Here is a 19,294-nt window from a genome sequence, read left to right as displayed (position 1 = left end):
TTGTAGTTGTGGCAACAGGTAATGGGTCACGCAACGGATCGGGTGGGTAATTCAGCGCGGGTCGGCAAACCCTCCATATCGCCACGGCTCTGCACGGCGCGGCTGCCGATCCAGTTGCCGCGCTGCACGGCCTCGGGGAAGCTTGAGTTTTCCAGCAGGGCGCTGATCATGCCCACGGCAAAGCCATCGCCGGCACCGACCGTATCCACCACCTTGGCCACCGGTACGGCGGCGACAAAACCCTGGTCCATATGGGTGCGGTAATAGGCGCCCTCGGCGCCCAGCTTGATCGCCACGGCTTCGGCGCCCTGGTCGAGATAGAACGCGGCGATGTCTTCTGGATCGTCGAAACCGGTGAGCAGGCGGCCTTCGCCCAGGCCCGGCAACACCCAGTCGGCCAGAGCGGCCAGGGCATTGATTTCGCGGATCATCTGCGCCTGGCTGGCCCACAGGGACGGGCGCAGGTTCGGGTCGAACGACACGCTGCGCCCGGCCTTGCGCATTTGCGTCATCAGCTCGAACGACAGTGCGCGGGTGGCGTCGGATAACGCTGGCGGAATGCCGGTGGCATGCAAATGGCGAGCTTGCAACAGCGCCGGGTGGATGGCATCGATGCACAAGTGGCTGGCCGCCGAGCCTTTGCGAAAGTACTCCACTTGAGGGTCTGCGCCGGCCTCTTCACGGGACTTGAGTTGAAAGCCGGTTGGGTGCAGCGGGTCGACGGCCACATGGCGGCAATCGAGCCCCTCTTTGCTCAGGGTGTCGACCACAAAACGCCCGAGGGAGTCGTTACCCACGCGGCTCAGCCACGCCACGTTGAACCCCAGGCGCGACAGGCCGATGGCGACGTTGCTGTCGGCGCCGGCAATGCGTTTGTGAAACTGCCCGACCTGGGCCAGGTCGCCGGTCTGTTCGGCGACAAACATCGCCATGGTTTCGCCAAACGAGAGGATATCGATCTCAGACATGGGCGTTCTCCACATGGGGTTGGCCAAGGCGGGCGAGGGCTGTGACCTGTTGCGCGGTGACTTCGATCAGGTCATCGCCCTGCAACGGAAATTCCACCGCCCGGGTAATACCTTGAGTCATGTGTTTAAGCAGTTGTTCCCACAGATGCAGGTCGGTGGCGCCCGGCGGCAAGGCCACCAGCTTGCCGTCGGCGCGACGGGCCACGGCCTTGCAGTGCAGGTAATCCACATGCCGGCCCAGCAACCGCGCAGCGGTGAGCGCGGATTGGTCTTGCCACTGCCAGTTGCCGATGTCGAAGGTCATTTTCACTGGCAGGCCCAGGCGTTCGACTTCGGTGAAAAACCGTTGCATCGGCTCTATGCGCCCGCCGTGCAGGGTCTGGTCGTTTTCCACCAGCAGCTTGACTGGGTGGCGGTTGAGCAGGGCGTGCAGGCTTTCCAGATCGTTGGTATCGGTGAAGTAACCGAGGGATACCTTCAGCCAGCCCGAACCAAAGGCCTGGGCGCGGTCCAGGGTCGCGGCCAGCTCGGCATTGGGCTGGGCACGGCCGGCGACCCAGAGTTCCAAGGGCGAGGAAAAGACTGATTCCAGGCCTTGTTCTGCAGCGGCCAGGGCCAGCTCGGCCGGTTGCTCGGTGGTGAGCAGTTCTTCACGCCACTCAATGCGCTGTGCACCGGCGGCGCTCAGCAGCGCGACAAAACTCAATTGGCTTTGCTGGCGAACCAGGTCGGCGCCGTAGCTGGAAAGGCTGATGGAGACGGGGTATTTATGCATTGTTGTTTACCTCTGAAACCGGTTTCATTTTTTTCTGAAAAAAAACGCACAACCCTTGTAGGAGCGAGCTTGCTCGCGAAAAACTCGAGGGCGCCGCGCTCAACCTGATGCTGCGCGTTATTGTTAACGACTTTCGCGAGCAAGCTCGCTCCTACAAAGGGACAGAGCGGTCGAGCCGCGGATAATCAGCTCGGGTAAAAAATCCAGGGTGCGGGTGGGGGCGGTGTCGCCGCGCAGGCGCTTGAGCAAACAGTCAAAAGCGCTGGCGCCAATCGCTTGCGTCGGTTGGGCGAGGGCGGTGATGCCGCTACCTACCAGCGGGTACCAGTCCAGGTCATCCAGGGCGATCAAGCCCACGTCTGCGAACAGGTCGCAGCCCAGCGCCTTGAGCGCACGGGTGCAGGCCAGCGCCGCCACGCCATTGGCGCAAAACAGTGCCTTGGGGCCGGGTTTGGCGAGAAAGGCTTGCAGACGGTTTTCCAGTTCGCCATCCAGTTCAACCACGGCACCTGTCAACGCCGGGCGCTGGGCAATCTCGATGTTGAAACTCGCCAGGCGTTCCAAGCGTGAACTGGTGCCGTCGGTGGTCTCGCTCACCAGCAGCACCTCGCGGTAACCCTGCTTCTCCAGATGGTCCATCGCCATACGCACTGCCGCCGGGTTATCCAGGCCCACCAGGTCGCTGTGCAAGGGCTCGACCTTGCGGTCCACCAGCACCAGGGGCATTTCCCGTTGCAGTTCCAGCAGTTGGTCGAGGTGATGGCCCAGGGTGTTCACAATCAAGCCTTCGATGTTGTACGAGCGCAGCGCTGCCAGATGCTGGCGCTCCTGCTCGTCATCGCGGTCGGTGTTGCACACCACCAGGCTGTAGCCGTGCTGGCGGCACGCGGTTTCGACGCCGTGCATCACCGCAATGGAGTAGGGGTTGCGGATATCCGCCACCAGCATGCCGATCAGGCGCGTACGCCCACGCTTGAGGCCACGGGCCATCTGGTTGGGGCGATAACCGAGTTCGGCGATGGCCTGTTCGATGCGCAGGGCAATGGCATCGGAGAGCAGGGCGCGGTCATCGCCGATAAAGCGCGACACGCTGGCCTTGGACACACCGGCGCGTTCGGCGACATCGAGCATTGTCACGCGGCTGCGCTGGGCGGCGGAGAATGAAGTCACGGTGGAGCCTTTTTTATTGGAATTCGGATTGCACTGAAACCGGTTTCAGAAGACACCAGCCATTGCTTGCAGTCAAGAGGAAATTCGCAGGATGACACCCTGTTCAGTTTGATGAGTCCGACGGGCGGCAATTGCACCTGTTAGTTCTGACAGTATCCGGGCGGGCGTTTCGGGTGTTCAATCGGCTTCAAGTTAACGGCATTACCGCATTAAGCATGTTGGATGTTGGGCCCACAGGAGGGCGGCATGAGCAAGTCAAAACCGATAAAGTCAAAGCCCAAAAAATCACAGGCGGGTAAAGTTGTTGCTGGGGCTGAGGCCGTCCTGGATTTTGATGGCCCCCGGGTGGTTCGCGCGCTGTCCGATGGATTAGTGCCTGCGCAGTACTATTTCAACAATCTGGAGTGCGAAATCGTTACTCCATGGACCTTTCTGCCCGGACCTGGCGAGACTCATTACGCCGTACCCGTATGGCATGACCAAAGCGCCGCACCCATCGACGTGCTACCGGCCTTGCGACTGGATGGCCCACTCACCCCTGGGGACTTTCCTTATCCATTTGAAATTCGCCAGGACCTCCTGCTGAACAGTGCGATTGTCTATCTCTCTTTTCGAGTCCATCTCGACTCGCCAACCTCACCAAATTTCGATACTTCTTTGCCCACCCTGCTCAGAATAGACCGCGATGCGCCTGGGGTGGGAGGGCCGCTGCTACCAGCCATTTTTCCGGTTGATCCGATCACTGACGTTTACTTGGGCATGACGCCACTGGTGCCCATGGAAGTTCCTGGGGGTTATCTGGGACGTGAGATTGGTGATGAAATACTGATGTATTTTTCGGATATGAACACGTTACCGACCGGTGCTCCCGCTGTGGTTTCCCCGCCGCTGATCAGTGCTACTGGGCAAATATTCGTAGATGTCCCCAATACGGTTTTCCAGAACTTTCCGGGTGCTGCTTTTATTTTTTGCTTCTACCGGCTGCGCGATCGCGCCGGTAATCTCAACCCAGAGTTTTCACCTGTAGCGCAGGCCGCGCTGCGAGTGGGGCTGCCCGCCCCGACTTATATGCGGCCGCGCTTTCCGCAGGCTGACTCCGAACCGATAGCGAACCCGAACAGATATATGACGTGCGCCTGCACACCCAAAATCTGGTTCGGCGTCGAAATTCGCATTGACCCGAATACAGGCCCGGGCATGGGTATCCAGCACGGGGACTTGGTCGTGATGCACTTTCAGGGATACGGGCAGGCCCCCGATGAGAATCCACTTCCTGACATCGTCGATACACAAAGTCATATTTGGAACGAGGTGGTAGACGCCTTGGGTTACTCCTTCTGGATTCTCGATGTAGAACGTTTGATCCGCCCGCTCAAGTTAAATGCGGGAGGGGAGGCGAATTACAAGGTGTACAGGGGGGGGGGATTGATTGGTCGGTCTGCCTCCCGGTTCGCACGGTTTGACCGCGTAGTGCCTTCGGCGCCACCCGCTCGCTATTGCTGGATTCACGGCGATGCGCCTGAGCCCTGACCCGGGGCGCACACGTACCGCCTCCTGTGTGTTTAGCGCTATCGGGGCACCGAGGCGGATTTCATTGCAAGCATTTAGTGTTGTGGCTATGCCGCATATGAAGCGGTAGGGAGAGGTATTGCCGGGAAATGAGTTCGTTGGTACTTGAGATCGGAGGTCGAACGCAGCCCGGCGGATGAGTGGTTTTTGTAAGAAACCTATATTGGACGAACGTGGAGATCATCAAAAATGAGCAGCAATCCGAATGTGCCACTGGCCCCCCGGGCAGCCCCAGCCGCTCCCACTATTGTGGGGGCACTGGATGATGCCTCCGGGACGATTTTGGCCAGTAATGCGACGGCCGACCTCACTGTACGATGCAAAACGGGCGACTTTTCAGATTTTGATGATTTTATCCAAGTCGAAATGGCGGACATAACGCAAACATTAATTGTCTGGGTTGCTGTGACACCGCCGATGCAAATGAGTACGGACTCCGCTTTCCCTATCCCTGATAGGTTCAATATCACCGTACCCGCTCCAGCAGGTGGTTTCCGGCATGGTTTCTATCAGCTACGTAGCGTTCAATACCTCAACATCGGTGGTGTTCCGGCAGCGCTGGGAGAGCATTCGGACCCTGGCAATTTTACCGTTGACCTGCTTTCGCCCTATTCCGATGCCACCTTTCGTGAGCAGCCCAATGCAGTAGGATGGCCCGCAACGCTTCCCGCAGGTGCCGTGATCGACAATAACTATTTGGTGATGCATGGCGGGGTGCAGTTCGATATTCCCGATAACACCTTCGTGCCTGTTCCTGGCAGGTGGGCTGCCGGTGACTTCATTACCTTCTATTGGAGCCCGGTGATGTTCCCGCGCCCAATGGACATCGTCAGCCCCCCCGGTGGGATTCCAATGCTGGAGACGGGCAATACGTATTTCCTACCGGCAGCAATGATTGATGTAAGTGGGGACTACTACGCGTTCTACACCCTCACAGACCGGGCGGGTAACGTCAGTCGCCCTGCGTACGTCGAAACTCGGCGCGTTGCGTTGATCGACGATCCGGATCGCGGAACCCCGCATTTACCGCTGGCACCTTTCCCCGATCCTGGTGAAACAGACAACTTGATTGATATCAAGGATTACCTGCTTAACCCTGAAGTATGGGTCAGGACGTATAACAATCACGCCCCCTTGCTTGATCGGCTGGAAGTGGATATTGGCGGCCTGGGTTACAACGGTCTGGGATTGCCATTCACAACGTTCCCGCAGAGATTCAGTAATTTGCAGGCTGCATTCCGTGCCGCTTATACCCAGGCCATTGGGCCACAGCCGACGACCGTGCAGTATCGAATTTCCCGCAATGGTACTTTTTTCCCTTCGTTCCCTCACACGTTCATGCTCGATTTGTCGGTAGGCGGTCCCGTCAACCCTGGGGAGCCAGGTTCACCCAACATCAACCTTAACCAGGCCCACGTATTCGGTGCTGGCTCGACGACTCCGGACGTATTGCTGCCTGCCCATGCTGATCAAGATGTACGCGTGGACATCGTGCCGTGGACCGTTGCAGAGTTGCCGCATGCGGGGTTGTCGATCATCTTGCTCTGGGAGGATGAGCGGGTCGGACCGTTCCCTGTCAGCGCGACGGCCAATCCGATCTCGTTCTTTATTGGCTGGGACGTAGTCGCCCGTCATGGCAACGACATCAAGACCATCAAGTATCTGGTCCTCGACCCGGCGGCGACAACCAACGAAAACGAGTCGCCGCCCACCACGGTCGATGTGCAGGGCGCCGTCGTCGTGGAGTTGGCGAAAGCAGAGTATGTGGTTGCGACCGCGGGTCGTTGGTTCTGTTCGGACTTGGAGACTCGGACGCCCGGCACTCCGCCCGTGCTGTTTGGTAAGGTTCATGTGCCAGGCGATATACGCATGGCCGTCGGTGTGCCACTGACCTTGACGTTGAGCCTTACCAATACCCACGCCAGCCTGCCACCTGGGCCGTTCCCGTTGACGCTTACTCACCCAAGCTTGAGCCCAGCAGACATCGCCAACGGGATCACGTTCGAAATTGACTACCAGCCTTACCTGGCCCAGGCCCCGAGGGGGACGTGCGTGGCGACCTATGAAACGGTTCTGAGCAATGGAGTGACCGGCCATGGTGAGCCATCGGTTATACGTAGCACGCTGGCGAACACCCACTTCTTCTGCGACGGGGCCAATATTCCTTCACCTTGATCAAGCCTGAAAAGAATAGGGGAGCGCAGCTCCCCTTTTTTGCTTTGCGCAAGTATTTCCCCCTGCCCGGACCGCCGCCGGTTCACTCGCCTTAATAAGATAATTCCTACATAGCTTGGGATGCTTGATCCGTACTCTCTGCGCCGTACAGGTAAGGCTCCATTCCTTGGGAACGAGCCAAACCGTTTTCATCGGCTCTACCCCAGAGAGTGAACGACCATGCACGTACCCGCCCACTTTAAGCTCAAGCCCTTGAGCGCGATTATGAAAGTCCCGACCATGACCCTGCTTATGTTTGCAGCGGTTCAGGGGGCTGCCCACGCCGATCATTTGATTGGCGAACAAAAGACCATTGACGCCAGTGAAGCGTCCAAAGACTGGCAACTGGATCATAAGTCCGAACTGACCCTTAATGGCGCCGCTGCACAGAGTATCCGGGTCAATGATTCGGCGTTGATCGTGAACGCCGGCAGCCGTGTGAATGATATCCGCGCTACGCAAGGCTCGACTGTCAGCCTCACTGGTGCACATGTGGAGTCGAGCAACCCGTCGTTTGGCGCCGTACGCCTGGATGACAGCACCGCAACCATCACTGGCAGCACCCTGATCAGCCATACCAATTTTGGCTTGCAGGCGTTTCAGAGTGCCGGTTCGCTTAAGGGTGGGGTTGCTGAAGTGTTCAGCAGTGTCATCAAAGGCGCTGCTGCCGGTGCGCTTGCGCAAGGTAACAGCGAGCTGCATTTCAACCAAAATACCTGGGTTGAAGGCACCGGTGCCGACAGTGCTGGCGTTCGACTGGACAGCGGCGCACTCGTAACCGCCAGCCAAAGTACATTGATCGGTGGCAAGAACGGTGTACTCATGACGAACCTGTTGAACAGCGCTGAAACCGGCAAGCTGGTGCTGGACAACTCGCATGTCGAAGGTCGCACGGGTTCCGCGATTCTTGTAGAAGGCAGGCCGGGTCGTGTTCCGACGGTCGACATCGACGTACGCAATGGTTCGACCTTGACCGGTGGTAACGGCACGCTGCTGGAAGTGAACGATGGCGCGACCGCCAATATGAATATCGATAACAGTCGTTTGAACGGCAATGTGATTGTCGAGGATGGCAGCACCGCGCATTTGAGCCTGCAGAACAATGCCGGCCTTACCGGCCAGTTGAAAAATGTCACCAGCCTGAACGTGGGCGATGCATCTTTTTGGGAGTTGACCGGTGACAGCCAGGTGGGCGCCTTGAACCTGGCTGGTGGCACGGTGACGTTTGGTGCCACTGATGCGTTTTATCAGTTGGGCCTGGACACACTGGAAGGCAACGGCACCTTTGTCATGGGCACCGATTTTGCCCGTGGTGTCACCGACTTTCTTAACATCGAGGGTGAGGCCAAGGGCAATCACAGCCTGTTGCTCACTGCTAGCGGTGCGGAGCCGGTCAACCCTGAAGACATTCGCATCGTGCACACTGGTGGCGGCGACGCCCATTTCTCCCTGGTGGGCGATGCGGTCGACGTAGGTGCCTACTCCTACGGCTTGAAAAAGGAAGGGACCGACTGGTTCCTTGACCCGAACAATCGCGTGATCAGCCCTGGTACGCGTTCAGTCATGGCGCTGTTCAATACTGCACCTACCGTGTGGTACGGCGAGGCAACTTCACTGCGTACCCGTATGGGTGAATTGCGCTTTGAACCTGGCCAGTCGGGTCTGTGGATACGCGGGTATGGCAACAAATACAAAGTGTCTGACAGCACGGGCTACGACCAGACCCAGCAGGGCTTTACCCTGGGCGCCGACATGCCGCTGGCCGATAGCCAGTGGTTGGTGGGTGTGATGGCTGGTCACAGCACGTCTGACCTGAACCTCAAACGCGGTACATCCGGTAACGTGAAAAGCTACTACCTGGGCGCTTATGCCACCTGGCTGGACGAGGAGAGTGGCCTGTATTTCGATGCGGTCGCCAAGGTCAACCGGTTCCACAACGAGTCCAAGGTCGGTTTGAGCGACGGCACCACGTCGAAAGGCAAGTACAACAACACCGGTGGTGGTTTGTCGGCAGAGTTCGGTCGCAATATCAAGCTCGATGACGGCTTCTTTGTTGAGCCGTATGCCCAGGTGTCGACCGTGGTGATCCAGGGTGCCAATTACAACCTGGACAATGGCCTGCAAGCCAAGGGTGAGCGTACTCGCTCGATCATGGCCAAGGCCGGTGCAACGGTTGGCCGTGATATCCAACTCGACAGTGGCAGCGTGGTCCAGCCCTACCTGCGGGCGGCAATGGTGCACGAGTTTGCCAACAACAATAAGGTGTCGGTGAACAACAATGTATTCAACAACGACCTATCTGGCTCGCGTGCCGAGTTCGGTGCGGGGGTGGCGGTGAAGCTGTCGAAGAACCTGCAACTGCATGCTGACCTTGAACACAGCAGCGGCGGCAAAGTTGAACAGCCTTGGGGTGCCAACGTGGGTGTTCGTTACACCTGGTAAATCCCGATTAGGAAAAAGCCCGTATCGCTAGATACGGGCTTTTTTTGTTTGCTGGTTCAGGTGTGAATGTCGAAGTTAATGATCAAGTCGTGTATCTGTCCGTTCGCGTCGGTATCGGTGGTAGCAACAGCGGCGCCTTGTACCTTGATAAGGTGCGGGAAGATTTTTTGAATGGACAAGGTGCCGACAATGCCGCGAACGGCATAGGGTTTGTCCGGTGTCTTGACCGATAGCCAAATTCTGGTGGAGGTGAATTCACTCTGCGCCAAATTGAACGTGGTGCCGGCCGGCGTATGATCCGCAAACTGAATATAGATTTCCCGCACTGTATCCTGGCCCTCGGTGTTGCGCCCGGTAATACCCAGAATGCGTTGGAAGGGGTCATTCACAATATTGATGGTTTTGATCTCGATGCTCTGGCCATCCAGGAACACCGAGAAGGTTCCCTCTGCCTCAAGTGCCCTGGGGAACAATACGCTCTGTTGGTGGGACGTCGGCGTTGCAGTTGGTGCTGGCATGATTGCGTCTCCATCTTTGATGAATAGGTCAAAACACGGAACGGTGCCTGGCTTTATCGACAACTGTCCTCGAATCAGCCACCGTACCTTGGTTTCAATTAGACGCGTTTTCTTGAATAAATCTACTGTCAGATATGACAGTTCAATAGGTCGGTTCGTTATTTCTTTTAGGCTTAAGCAAGTGCTCAGCAAGAGGGTGTATCGCTTAACCGAAGAGTCCTGCCGCAATATTGATCGAGAATCCCAGGATCGCTGTATTGAACAGAAACCCGATCAACGACTGCCCCAGCACCACCTTGCGCATGCTTCGCGTGGCCACACCCACATCCGAAGTCTGCACCGCCACGCTGATGGTGAACGAGAAATACAGGAAGTCCCAGTAGTTGGGCGTCGTCAGTCCCTCGGCAAAACGCAGCGCCGGTTCCTTGCCGTCCCAGGTGTAATAAAGGCGCGCATAATGCACGCTGAAAATCACTCCGATCAGCAACCACGAACCGATGACTGTCAGCCCGGTGAAACCGTAGTGCAGCAGGCGTTCCGAGGTGGCAAGGTCTTTGCTACCCACCAGTTCGAAGGTGATGGTCGCCAAACTGGCGATGGCGGCGATACATACCATGAACAGCACCAGGCCGGCGTTCTCGTCTTCGATTTCGGCGATGCGCTTGACGTCCGGGGCCTTGGCACGAATGGTGAGCCACAGCATCAGTACCAGGTAGGTCCAGACGCCGACGTTCCAGCCGATCAGGATTTTGCTGGCGAGGGTGTTGGCCGGCACCAGGAGGCCGACGGCCAGGCCCAGTACGGCGGCGGATGAGAGGCGAGGGTGGGTGCGGGCGAGGAAGGGCATGGCGGCTCACAGATAACTATGTTTGAGCACCATAGCTTATTCGGGTGTACCTGATCATGAATGCAATCAATAACCCTGTGGGAGCGGGCTTGCTCGCGAAGGCGGCCTGGCAGTCAATACAGTTGGACCGGGTACATATCCGTTATTTAGGTAACGGCCACTTAGGGTTCCGCCCTGACGGCGGCTCACTTTGCAAAAGCGGCAAAGTAAGCAAAACGCTCTTGCCCCACCACTCGGCACCTCGCTTAGGCTCGGTGTGCCCGAACGCAGGCTTGAATCCGTGGGCCGCCGTCATGGGCCATCCTTGGCCCAGGACGGCTAACCCGGCGTCCTGCCGGGTTACCCACGAATTCAAGCCTGCGTTCGGCCAGCGTGGTTTAACGGGGCGCCTGAGATCAAGATCACAAGCAGATCAAGATCAAGAGCGGCTCGCTTCGCATCGTGGTTAGCGGCGACGGGTTCAACTTGCAAGCCACCACATTGGCTGCGGGGTTGATCAGTTTGGTTTATGGCGCTTGCGCACCAGCTTCATTACCACCACGAAGAACACTGGCACAAACACCACCGCCAATGTCGCCGTGATCATCCCGCCAATCACACCGGTACCAATCGCCTGCTGGCTGGCCGAGCTGGCCCCGGTGGCAATTGCCAAGGGCACCACGCCGAGGATGAACGCCAGGGACGTCATGATGATCGGCCGCAATCGCAACCGTGCTGCTTTCAAAGTGGCGTCGATCAAGTCCTCGCCCTGGTCATACAGGTCCTTGGCGAACTCGATGATCAGGATCGCGTTCTTCGCCGACAGGCCGATGATGGTGATCAAGCCAACCTTGAAGAACACGTCGTTGGGCATCCCGCGCAAGCTCACGGCCAACACCGCGCCCAGCACCCCAAGCGGCACCACCAGCAACACTGAGGTAGGGATCGACCAGCTTTCATACAGCGCGGCCAGGCACAGGAACACGATCAGCAACGACAGGCCCAACAGCAGCGGTGCCTGGGAGCCGGACAAGCGCTCCTGCAATGACAACCCCGTCCATTCCTGGCCCAGCCCGGCAGGCAGTTGGCTGACCAAACGCTGGATTTCGTTCATGGCCTCGCCCGTGCTGTGCCCCGGCGCCGCTTCGCCGCTGATGGCGATGGCCGGGTAGCCGTTGTAACGGGTCAACTGCGTCGGGCCTTGGGTCCACTTGGCTTGGACAAACGCCGACAGCGGCACCATCTTCCCGGCGTTGTTGCGCACGTGGATCTTCATCAGGTCGGCCACTTGGCTGCGCTGGTCGCCTTCGGCCTGCACCACCACGCGCTGCATGCGGCCCTGGTTGGGGAAGTCGTTGATATACGCCGAGCCGATCGCGGAGGACAGCACGTTGCCCACGTCGGCAAACGAAACGCCCAAGGCGTTGGCCTGCTTGCGGTCCACTTCCAGCTGCACTTGCGGCGCTTCGGCCAGGGCGCTTTCACGCACGTTGGCCAGGATCGGGCTTTTCGCAGCAGCGTCCAGCAGTTCGGTACGCGCGGCCATCAACCCGGCATGGCCGACGCCACCGCGGTCCTGCAAGCGGAACTCGAAACCACTGGACGTGCCCAGGCCGTCGACCGGTGGCGGCAGAACCGCGTAGGCAATCGCGTCCTTGAGTTCGCTGAAGGCCATGTTGGCGCGATCAGCAATTGAGGACGCGGAGTCATCACTGCCACGTTCCGACCAATCCTTGAGCGTGGTAAACGCCAGCGCCGCGTTTTGCCCAGAACCGGAAAAGCTGAAACCCATGATCATGGTGGTATCACCCACCCCAGGCTCTTCGGCGTTGTGTGCCTCGATCTGCTCGGCCACCTGCACCGTACGGTTCTTGCTGGCGCCCGGCGGCAACTGGATATCCGTGATGGTGTAGCCCTGGTCTTCCACCGGCAGGAACGAGGAGGGCAGGCGGCTGAACAACAGCCCCATGCCCACCAGCAAGACCAGGTAGATCAGCAAGTAGCGGCCGCTGCGCTTGAGGGCATAGGCCACCCAGCCTTCGTAGCGGTTGGTGAGTTGGTCAAAGCGCTGGTTGAACCAGCCGAAGAAACCACCCTTGGCATGGTGCTCGCCCTTGGCAATCGGCTTGAGCAAGGTGGCGCACAGGGCCGGGGTCAAGGTCAGGGCCAGGAACGCCGAGAACAGGATCGAGGTGGCCATCGACAGCGAGAACTGCTGGTAGATCACGCCCACGGAACCCGGCATGAAGGCCATCGGCAGGAACACCGCCACCAGCACCAGGGTGATACCGATGATGGCCCCGGTGATCTGGCCCATGGCTTTCTTCGTCGCGTCCTTGGGCGACAGGCCCTCGGTGGCCATGATCCGCTCGACGTTTTCCACCACCACGATGGCATCGTCCACCAGGATACCGATGGCCAATACCATGCCAAACATGGTCAGCACGTTGATCGAGAAACCCAGCAGCAACATGGTGGCGAAGGTGCCCATCAGCGCAATCGGCACTACCAGCGTAGGAATCAAGGTGTAGCGCACGTTCTGCAGGAACAGGAACATTACCGCAAACACCAGCGCCATCGCCTCCAGCAAGGTGTAGACCACCTTGGTGATCGAGACCTTGACGAAGGGCGAGGTGTCGTAGGGAATCTTGTATTCCACATTGGCCGGGAAGTAGCGCGACAACTCGTCCATTTTCGCCCGCACCAGCGTGGCGGTACTCAAGGCATTCGCGCCGGGAGACAGTTGCACGCTGACGGCGGTGGACGGCTTGCCGTTCAGGCGGGTGGAGAACTGGTACTCCTGGCTGCCGACTTCCACCCGCGCCACATCGCCGATGCGCACGGTGGAGCCGTCGGGGTTGGCTTTGAGCACGATGTCGGCGAATTCGGCCGGGGTGGAGAGTTGCCCCTTGACCAGCACCGCTGCGGTGATTTCCTGGGTGTGGGTACCCGGCAGGTCACCGATGCTGCCCGCAGAGACTTGGGCGTTCTGGGCGCTGATCGCGGCGTTGACGTCGGCCGGCGTGAGGTTGAAACCGATCAGCTTCTGCGGGTCAATCCAGATACGCATGGCGCGTTCGGCCCCGTACAACTGGGCCTTGCCGACGCCGTCCAGGCGCTTGAGCTCGTTCATCACGTTGCGCGCCAGGTAATCGCTGAGCGCTACGTCGTCGAGCTTGCCGTCGTTGGAGGTCAGGGTGACCAGCAGCAGGAAGCCGGCGGAGACTTTCTCCACCTGCAAGCCCTGCTGGGTCACCGCTTGCGGCAGGCGCGGCTCCACGGCCTTGAGGCGGTTTTGCACATCCACCTGGGCCATTTCCGGGTTGGTACCCGGCTGGAACGTGGCGGTAATGGTCGCTGAGCCCAGGCTGCTCTGGGATTCGAAATACAGCAGGTGATCGGCGCCGTTGAGCTCCTGCTCGATCAGGCTGACCACGCTCTCATCCAGGGTCTGGGCCGAGGCGCCAGGGTACACCGCGTAGATTTCCACCTTGGGCGGCGCGACGTTGGGGTACTGGGCCACCGGCAACTGCGGGATGGCCAGCGCACCGGCCAGCAAGATGAACAAAGCCACCACCCAGGCGAAGATCGGGCGGTCAATAAAGAACTGCGGCATGACGGGTTATTCCTTTACGAGCGGGCTGTCGTCCACTTCAACTTTTTCACCGGGGCGCGCATGTTGCAGGCCCTCGACGATGATGCGGTCGCCGGGCTTGAGGCCACTGGTGACGATCCAGCGATTGTCGACCACCGCGCCCAGTTCCACCGGTTGCTGGCTGACGGTCTGCTCGGCATCCAGCAGCAACACCATCGGGATACCGGCGCTGTCACGGGTAATGGCGCGTTGCGGCACGCTGAGGCCTTGCTTGTCGACGGCCTGTTCCACGCGCACCCGCACGAAGCTGCCCGGCAGCAGGTCGAGGTCCGGGTTGGGGAACTCGCTGCGCAGGATGATCTGCCCGGTGCCCGGGTCGACGCTGATGTCAGCGAAGAGCAATTTGCCTGGCAACGGGTACTGGCTGCCGTCGTCCTGGATCAAGGTAGCCTTGGCCTGGTCCTGGCCGACCTGCTTCAGGCTGCCGGCACGAAACGCACGGCGTAGGTCGTTCAGCTCACGGGTGGACTGGGTCAGGTCGGCGTGGATCGGGTCCAGTTGCTGAATAATCGCCAGCGGCGTGGCTTCGTTCTGGCCGACCAGTGCGCCTTCGGTCACCAGGGCGCGGCCGATGCGCCCCGAAATCGGCGCGGTTACGGTGGCATAGCCCAAATTCAGCTTGGCACGCTCGACGGCGGCCTTGTTGGCGGCGACTTCGGCGTTGGTTTGGCGCAAGGCGGCGCGGGCGTTGTCGTACTCCTGGCCGCTGATGGCATTGCCTTCCACCAGTTGGCTGTAGCGCTGTTCTTGCAGGCGCGCCTGGAACGCATTGGCCTCGGCCTTGCTCAGGTTGGCCTGGGCACTGTCCAGGTCGGCCTTGAACGGCGCCGGGTCAATACGGAACAACACGTCGCCTTGTTTTACATCGTGACCTTCGTTGAACACCCGCTGCATGACCACCCCGGCGACCCGCGCGCGGACTTCGGCGATACGCGGTGCGGCGATGCGCCCGCTCAGTTCGCTGGTAATAGAGAGGGGCTTGGCCTGCAGGGTTTCGATCCGCACTTTGGCCAGGGGCATTTGTGGCGCCTCGTCTGCCGACTGACCACACGCGCTCAGCGCCAGTGTGAGGGCCAACAGGCAAAACGGCGCAAATAGATTCTTCGACATGCTCTTATCCCAATATTGACTGGCGCATCCTAGGGGCACCTGCGCCGTGGTGCTGTGAAGCTGTGTAGCGGGTCTGTGAAGAAGTGTAAGGTACGGCGCGCAGGGCGCCGGGGGCGTATATCCTTGCACAATCCTGCAACACACCAACAAACCGCATTATTTGGAAACACCATGCCCAACATCCTCCTGGTGGAAGACGACGCCGCACTCTCCGAGCTGATTGCCAGCTACCTGGAACGCAACGGCTACCACGTCAGCGTGCTCAGCCGTGGCGATCATGTCCGTGAACGCGCACGCCTGAACCCACCGGTCCTGGTGATCCTCGACCTGATGCTGCCGGGCCTCGACGGCCTGCAGGTGTGCCGCTTGCTGCGCGCCGATTCGGCGGGCCTGCCGATCCTGATGCTGACCGCCCGCGATGACAGCCACGACCAGGTACTGGGCCTGGAGATGGGCGCCGACGACTACGTGACCAAACCCTGCGAGCCGCGCGTATTGCTGGCCCGGGTGCGCACATTGCTGCGGCGCAGCAGCCTGTCCGAACCCCAGGTGGCCAGCGACCAGATCGTCATGGGCAACCTCTGCATCGATTTGTCCGAGCGCACCGTGACCTGGCGCGAACAGGCGGTGGAGCTGTCCAGCGGTGAGTACAACCTGCTGGTGGTACTGGCCCGGCATGCCGGCGAAGTGCTCAGTCGCGATCAGATCCTGCAACGCCTGCGCGGTATCGAATTCAACGGCACCGACCGTTCGGTGGACGTGGCCATCTCCAAGCTGCGGCGCAAGTTCGACGACCATGCGGGCGAGGCGCGCAAGATCAAGACGGTGTGGGGCAAGGGGTATCTGTTCAGCCGTTCCGAGTGGGAATGCTGAAGCATGTTTCGCGTACTGCTGCGCCTCTACCTGATCACTATCGTCACTTACAGTGCGGCGATTTACCTGATTCCCAAGCTGGTGATCCAGCTGTTCGAACACCGCTACATGGACTACAACATCGAACAGTCCCGTGGCCTGCAAAAGCTCATGGTCAAGCAGTACCAGCGGGCGCCGGTGGAGCGCTGGTCCCAGGTGACCGACCAATTGAGCCACGATTTTGCACCGCTGAAGGTGCAATTGTTGCTGCGCCAGGATGCCCGCTATACCCCTGAGGAAGAACAGCTACTGGAGCAAGGCAAGCCAGTGATCCGCCTGGGCGAATGGGGCTGGATGGAAGAAATCAGCTCGCCGATCAACCAGCAGTTCGCAGTCAAGTTGACTGTGCCGCCAGACCCGCTGGACATGAACCTGCTGTACTGGTCGATGAACGTGCTGGTCGGCGCCGCCTTGCTGGCGTGTTTGCTGGTGTGGCTGCGTCCGCATTGGCGTGACCTGGAGCGTTTGAAAAGTACCGCCGCGCTATTGGGCAAGGGCCATCTGGAGGCGCGTACGGGGCTCGCACCCAGCTCCAGCATCGGCGGCCTGGCGGCGGTGTTCGACACCATGGCCGACGATATCGAACGTCTCTTGAACCAGCAGCGCGACTTGCTCAATGCGGTCTCTCATGAACTGCGCACACCGCTCACCCGCCTGGATTTCGGCCTGGCCCTGGCGCTTTCCGAAGACATGCCCGCAGCCAGCCGCGAGCGCTTGCAAAGCCTGGTGGCGCATATTCGGGAGCTGGATGAACTGGTGCTGGAATTGCTGTCTTACAGCCGCCTGCAAAACCCGGCGCAGTTGCCGGAGCGGGTAGAGGTGGCGCTCGATGAGTTTATCGACAGCGTGTTGGGCAGCGTCGACGATGAGCTGGAAAACCCCGACATCGTCATCGATGTGGTGCTCGATTGCGCCGTGGAGCGCTTCAGCCTTGACCCGCGCCTTACCGCCCGAGCCTTGCAGAACCTGCTGCGCAACGCGACGCGCTACTGCGACAAGCGCATCCAGGTGGGCGTGCGTGTATGCCCCAAAGGCTGTGAAATCTGGGTGGACGACGATGGCATCGGCATACCGGTGGACCAGCGCGAGCGCATCTTCGAGCCGTTCTACCGTCTGGACCGCAGCCGCGACCGCGCAACCGGCGGCTTTGGCCTGGGCCTGGCGATCAGCCGGCGCGCCCTGGAGGCCCAGGGCGGCACCTTGACGGCCCTGGCGTCGCCCCTGGGCGGGGCGCGGTTTCGTGTGTGGCTGCCTAACCTTTCGTGATCAAAGCACTTTGACTGCGCGGCCAATCCCGTGAATCGGCCCGGTGGGTTTGCCGGTAGGCGAGCCATTGGGCCCTTCCAGCGTCAGTTCAAACAACTGGTTCGGCGCCAGCGGCGGCAGCTTGTCCAGGGGTATCGACAAGGTCTGCCCCGGTTTTACCAGCCCCAATGAGACGGGGCCCTGCCAGCCATCGCCCTTGGTCCAGAACTCCAGGGCTTTGTCAGCGGGAATCTCCATCACCCCCAGTGGGATCAACTGGATCTGCTGATTATCACTGGCCTGTACCACCCAGCCCGGTGCCTGGCTTTGTGGCGCCATCAGCACCACCACGAAGCTGGGTGCGGGCAGGGGTGGGCGCGTCAGTAATAAAGCCGCCAACACCACGCTTGCCATCAGGCCAGCAGCGGAAAGCCCGCGCCAGAACGCCAGCAGGTTCCACCACGGCACGCTCGTTTCGGGGGCTTTGATGCGGCGTTCAATACGCCGCCACAGCTGTGCCGAAGGCGGCACCGGTTGTGCCAGCGCCACCAGAGGCAACAGACGCTGCTCCCAGGCATCCACCGCTGCGCGCAGCGGCGCATCATGGGCCAGGCGTTTTTGAACCTCAGCGCGCTGTTCGGCGGGCAGGGTCCCCAGCACGTATTCGCTGGCCAGTTCATCCAGGTTGTCGTTCATGCCATGCACTCGCGCAACGCGGCGAGGCTGCGTTTGATCCAGGCTTTGACCGTGCCCAGCGGGGTACTGAGTTTTTGCGCGATTTCGCTGTGGGAGTAACCGTCCACATAGGCGTGCAGGATGCAGGTGCGGCGCGTCGGGTCGAGGCGTTCCAGGCATTGGTGGATCTGCCCGGAGCGTGCGGCAAACTCGATGGCCTGGGCAGGCTCTGCCAGCGGTTCGTACTGATCGTCCAGCGGCACGTCACGCCCGGCGCTGCGTACAACGTCCAAGGCCAGGTGGCGAGTCACGCTGAACACCCAACCCCGTGCGGAGCCTCGCAGGGGGTCGAAACTGCGCGCGCCGTGCCAGATCTTGATAAAGGCGTCATGCACAATGTCCTCGGCCAGGGCCTTGTTGCGGGTAATGCGCAGGGCCACACCGAGCAAGCGGCTGCTGTCCTGCTCATAGAGCTGGTGCAGGGCGCGTTGATCGCCGCGGGCGCAGGCTAACAGGCACACTTCATAATCAAAGATGATTTCAGCCAAACCAGAATTCCTGCCACTGAGGAGACGTCTACGCGTGGTAGGCGCGAGGTTGCTCGCGCCTACCTGGCCAGCGTAGCTGAGTTTGCTCAGTTGGCGGCCCAGAAGAGGTAATCCGCCTGGTATTTCACCACTTCCTTGGCGCCTTTGTTCGCCGTGGTGCAGGGCGTAGCGGGAGCGACCCCGCCTTTGAGCGCAACCCGCTGGATATACGTCACGCCGCTCATCGCACCCTTGCCCTCGGCCGGGTTGGCCTTGACCAGTTGATAGGGCAGGTTACCCGGGCTCGACGGCGCCACGGCCAATTGCGTGCCGGTGATGGTCGAGCCGTCCTTGGCCTGCCAGGTGGCGGGTGGGCCGAAGTAGGTGCCGACCTGCTGGCCGTTACGGTCGTTCAACACGGCTTTGGGGCCGACGAAGGTCCACTCGGTCTGGCCGGCAGCGTTGGCCTTGTCGCGGCATTCATAGGTGATTTCGCCGACCCCGGTGGTTTGCATTGCCAGCTTGTGGCCATCCGGCACCTTGATGCTGTCTGGCAGGCCCGCCTGGGCAAACGCCGATGGCGCGGCGATGAGCAGGCCGGTCAAGCACAGCAGTGTTTTAGCGTTCATGGTGTTTCTCCATTGGGTAGAACAGCAGGGTTACGTTGATGACTACGGCCCAGCCCCGC

15 protein-coding genes are annotated in these 19,294 nt (G+C 60.2%); 5 read left to right on the top strand and 10 right to left on the bottom strand.

Annotated features, from left to right (window positions below; all coding sequences use genetic code 11):
- Positions 1-26 precede the first annotated feature (26 nt).
- The 3 genes from PSH76_RS14595 to PSH76_RS14580 form a co-directional block, all read right to left on the bottom strand.
- Positions 27-968: a sugar kinase gene (locus tag PSH76_RS14595; protein ID WP_305494387.1), complete on the bottom strand. Its 942-nt coding sequence runs from the start codon at positions 966-968 to the stop codon at positions 27-29.
- Positions 961-1,743, bottom strand: coding sequence for a sugar phosphate isomerase/epimerase (locus PSH76_RS14590; protein WP_305494386.1), 783 nt, complete (start codon positions 1,741-1,743; stop codon positions 961-963). The genes PSH76_RS14595 and PSH76_RS14590 overlap by 8 nt, the downstream gene beginning before the upstream one ends.
- A gap of 123 nt (positions 1,744-1,866) precedes the next feature.
- Entirely contained in the window at positions 1,867-2,913 is a 1,047-nt protein-coding gene (locus tag PSH76_RS14580; protein WP_305494385.1) for a LacI family DNA-binding transcriptional regulator, read from the bottom strand.
- 246 nt (positions 2,914-3,159) lie between these two features.
- Between PSH76_RS14580 and PSH76_RS14575 the strand changes: the two genes are divergently transcribed.
- From PSH76_RS14575 to PSH76_RS14565, 3 genes are all read left to right on the top strand, one after another.
- Entirely contained in the window at positions 3,160-4,443 is a 1,284-nt protein-coding gene (locus PSH76_RS14575) for a hypothetical protein (protein ID WP_305494384.1), read from the top strand.
- Positions 4,444-4,671: 228 nt separating this feature from the next.
- Positions 4,672-6,657, top strand: a complete 1,986-nt coding sequence (locus tag PSH76_RS14570) for a hypothetical protein (RefSeq protein ID WP_305494383.1) — start codon at positions 4,672-4,674, stop codon at positions 6,655-6,657.
- Between the two features lie 219 nt (positions 6,658-6,876).
- On the top strand, positions 6,877-9,138 hold the full coding sequence (locus PSH76_RS14565; protein WP_138762598.1) for an autotransporter outer membrane beta-barrel domain-containing protein: 2,262 nt from the start codon (positions 6,877-6,879) through the stop codon (positions 9,136-9,138).
- 56 nt (positions 9,139-9,194) lie between these two features.
- On the opposite strand, the gene PSH76_RS14560 is transcribed toward PSH76_RS14565, so the two are convergent.
- From PSH76_RS14560 to PSH76_RS14545, 4 genes are all read right to left on the bottom strand, one after another.
- Complete coding sequence (locus tag PSH76_RS14560; RefSeq protein ID WP_138183575.1) at positions 9,195-9,656, bottom strand: hypothetical protein; 462 nt, start codon at positions 9,654-9,656, stop codon at positions 9,195-9,197.
- Positions 9,657-9,861: 205 nt separating this feature from the next.
- Entirely contained in the window at positions 9,862-10,503 is a 642-nt protein-coding gene (locus PSH76_RS14555; RefSeq protein WP_138762599.1) for a DUF1345 domain-containing protein, read from the bottom strand.
- A 496-nt stretch (positions 10,504-10,999) separates the two neighbouring features.
- The gene (locus PSH76_RS14550; RefSeq protein WP_305494382.1) at positions 11,000-14,098 is read right to left on the bottom strand and encodes an efflux RND transporter permease subunit; all 3,099 of its coding nucleotides are present in this window, start codon (positions 14,096-14,098) and stop codon (positions 11,000-11,002) included.
- 6 nt (positions 14,099-14,104) lie between these two features.
- Positions 14,105-15,247, bottom strand: a complete 1,143-nt coding sequence (locus PSH76_RS14545; protein ID WP_032892065.1) for an efflux RND transporter periplasmic adaptor subunit — start codon at positions 15,245-15,247, stop codon at positions 14,105-14,107.
- 171 nt (positions 15,248-15,418) lie between these two features.
- Between PSH76_RS14545 and PSH76_RS14540 the strand changes: the two genes are divergently transcribed.
- Together PSH76_RS14540 and PSH76_RS14535 are read left to right on the top strand one after the other, a co-directional pair.
- Positions 15,419-16,120 carry a response regulator transcription factor gene (locus PSH76_RS14540; protein ID WP_305494381.1) on the top strand — a complete coding sequence of 234 codons (702 nt, stop codon included), beginning with the start codon at positions 15,419-15,421 and terminating at the stop codon, positions 16,118-16,120.
- Positions 16,121-16,123: 3 nt separating this feature from the next.
- Positions 16,124-17,425 carry an ATP-binding protein gene (locus PSH76_RS14535; protein WP_305494380.1) on the top strand — a complete coding sequence of 434 codons (1,302 nt, stop codon included), beginning with the start codon at positions 16,124-16,126 and terminating at the stop codon, positions 17,423-17,425.
- Here the strand turns inward: PSH76_RS14535 and PSH76_RS14530 are convergent, their stop codons facing one another.
- The 3 genes from PSH76_RS14530 to PSH76_RS14520 all read right to left on the bottom strand — a co-directional run bounded on the left by PSH76_RS14530 (position 17,426) and on the right by PSH76_RS14520 (position 19,235).
- The gene (locus tag PSH76_RS14530) at positions 17,426-18,100 is read right to left on the bottom strand and encodes an anti-sigma factor domain-containing protein (RefSeq protein ID WP_305494379.1); all 675 of its coding nucleotides are present in this window, start codon (positions 18,098-18,100) and stop codon (positions 17,426-17,428) included.
- Positions 18,097-18,627: a sigma-70 family RNA polymerase sigma factor gene (locus tag PSH76_RS14525; RefSeq protein WP_003190939.1), complete on the bottom strand. Its 531-nt coding sequence runs from the start codon at positions 18,625-18,627 to the stop codon at positions 18,097-18,099. Before PSH76_RS14525 ends, PSH76_RS14530 begins: the two co-directional genes overlap by 4 nt.
- Positions 18,628-18,713: 86 nt before the next feature.
- A complete protein-coding gene (locus PSH76_RS14520) occupies positions 18,714-19,235 on the bottom strand; it encodes a DUF3455 domain-containing protein (RefSeq protein ID WP_003190941.1) in 522 nt (173 codons plus the stop codon).
- Positions 19,236-19,294: the final 59 nt, after the last annotated feature.

The organism is Pseudomonas sp. FP215, assembly GCF_030687795.1.
In the GTDB taxonomy this organism is placed as follows: domain Bacteria; phylum Pseudomonadota; class Gammaproteobacteria; order Pseudomonadales; family Pseudomonadaceae; genus Aquipseudomonas; species Aquipseudomonas salmasensis.
Note: the sequence above shows the minus strand (reverse complement) of the source record. Positions and strands in the feature narration are given on the sequence as shown.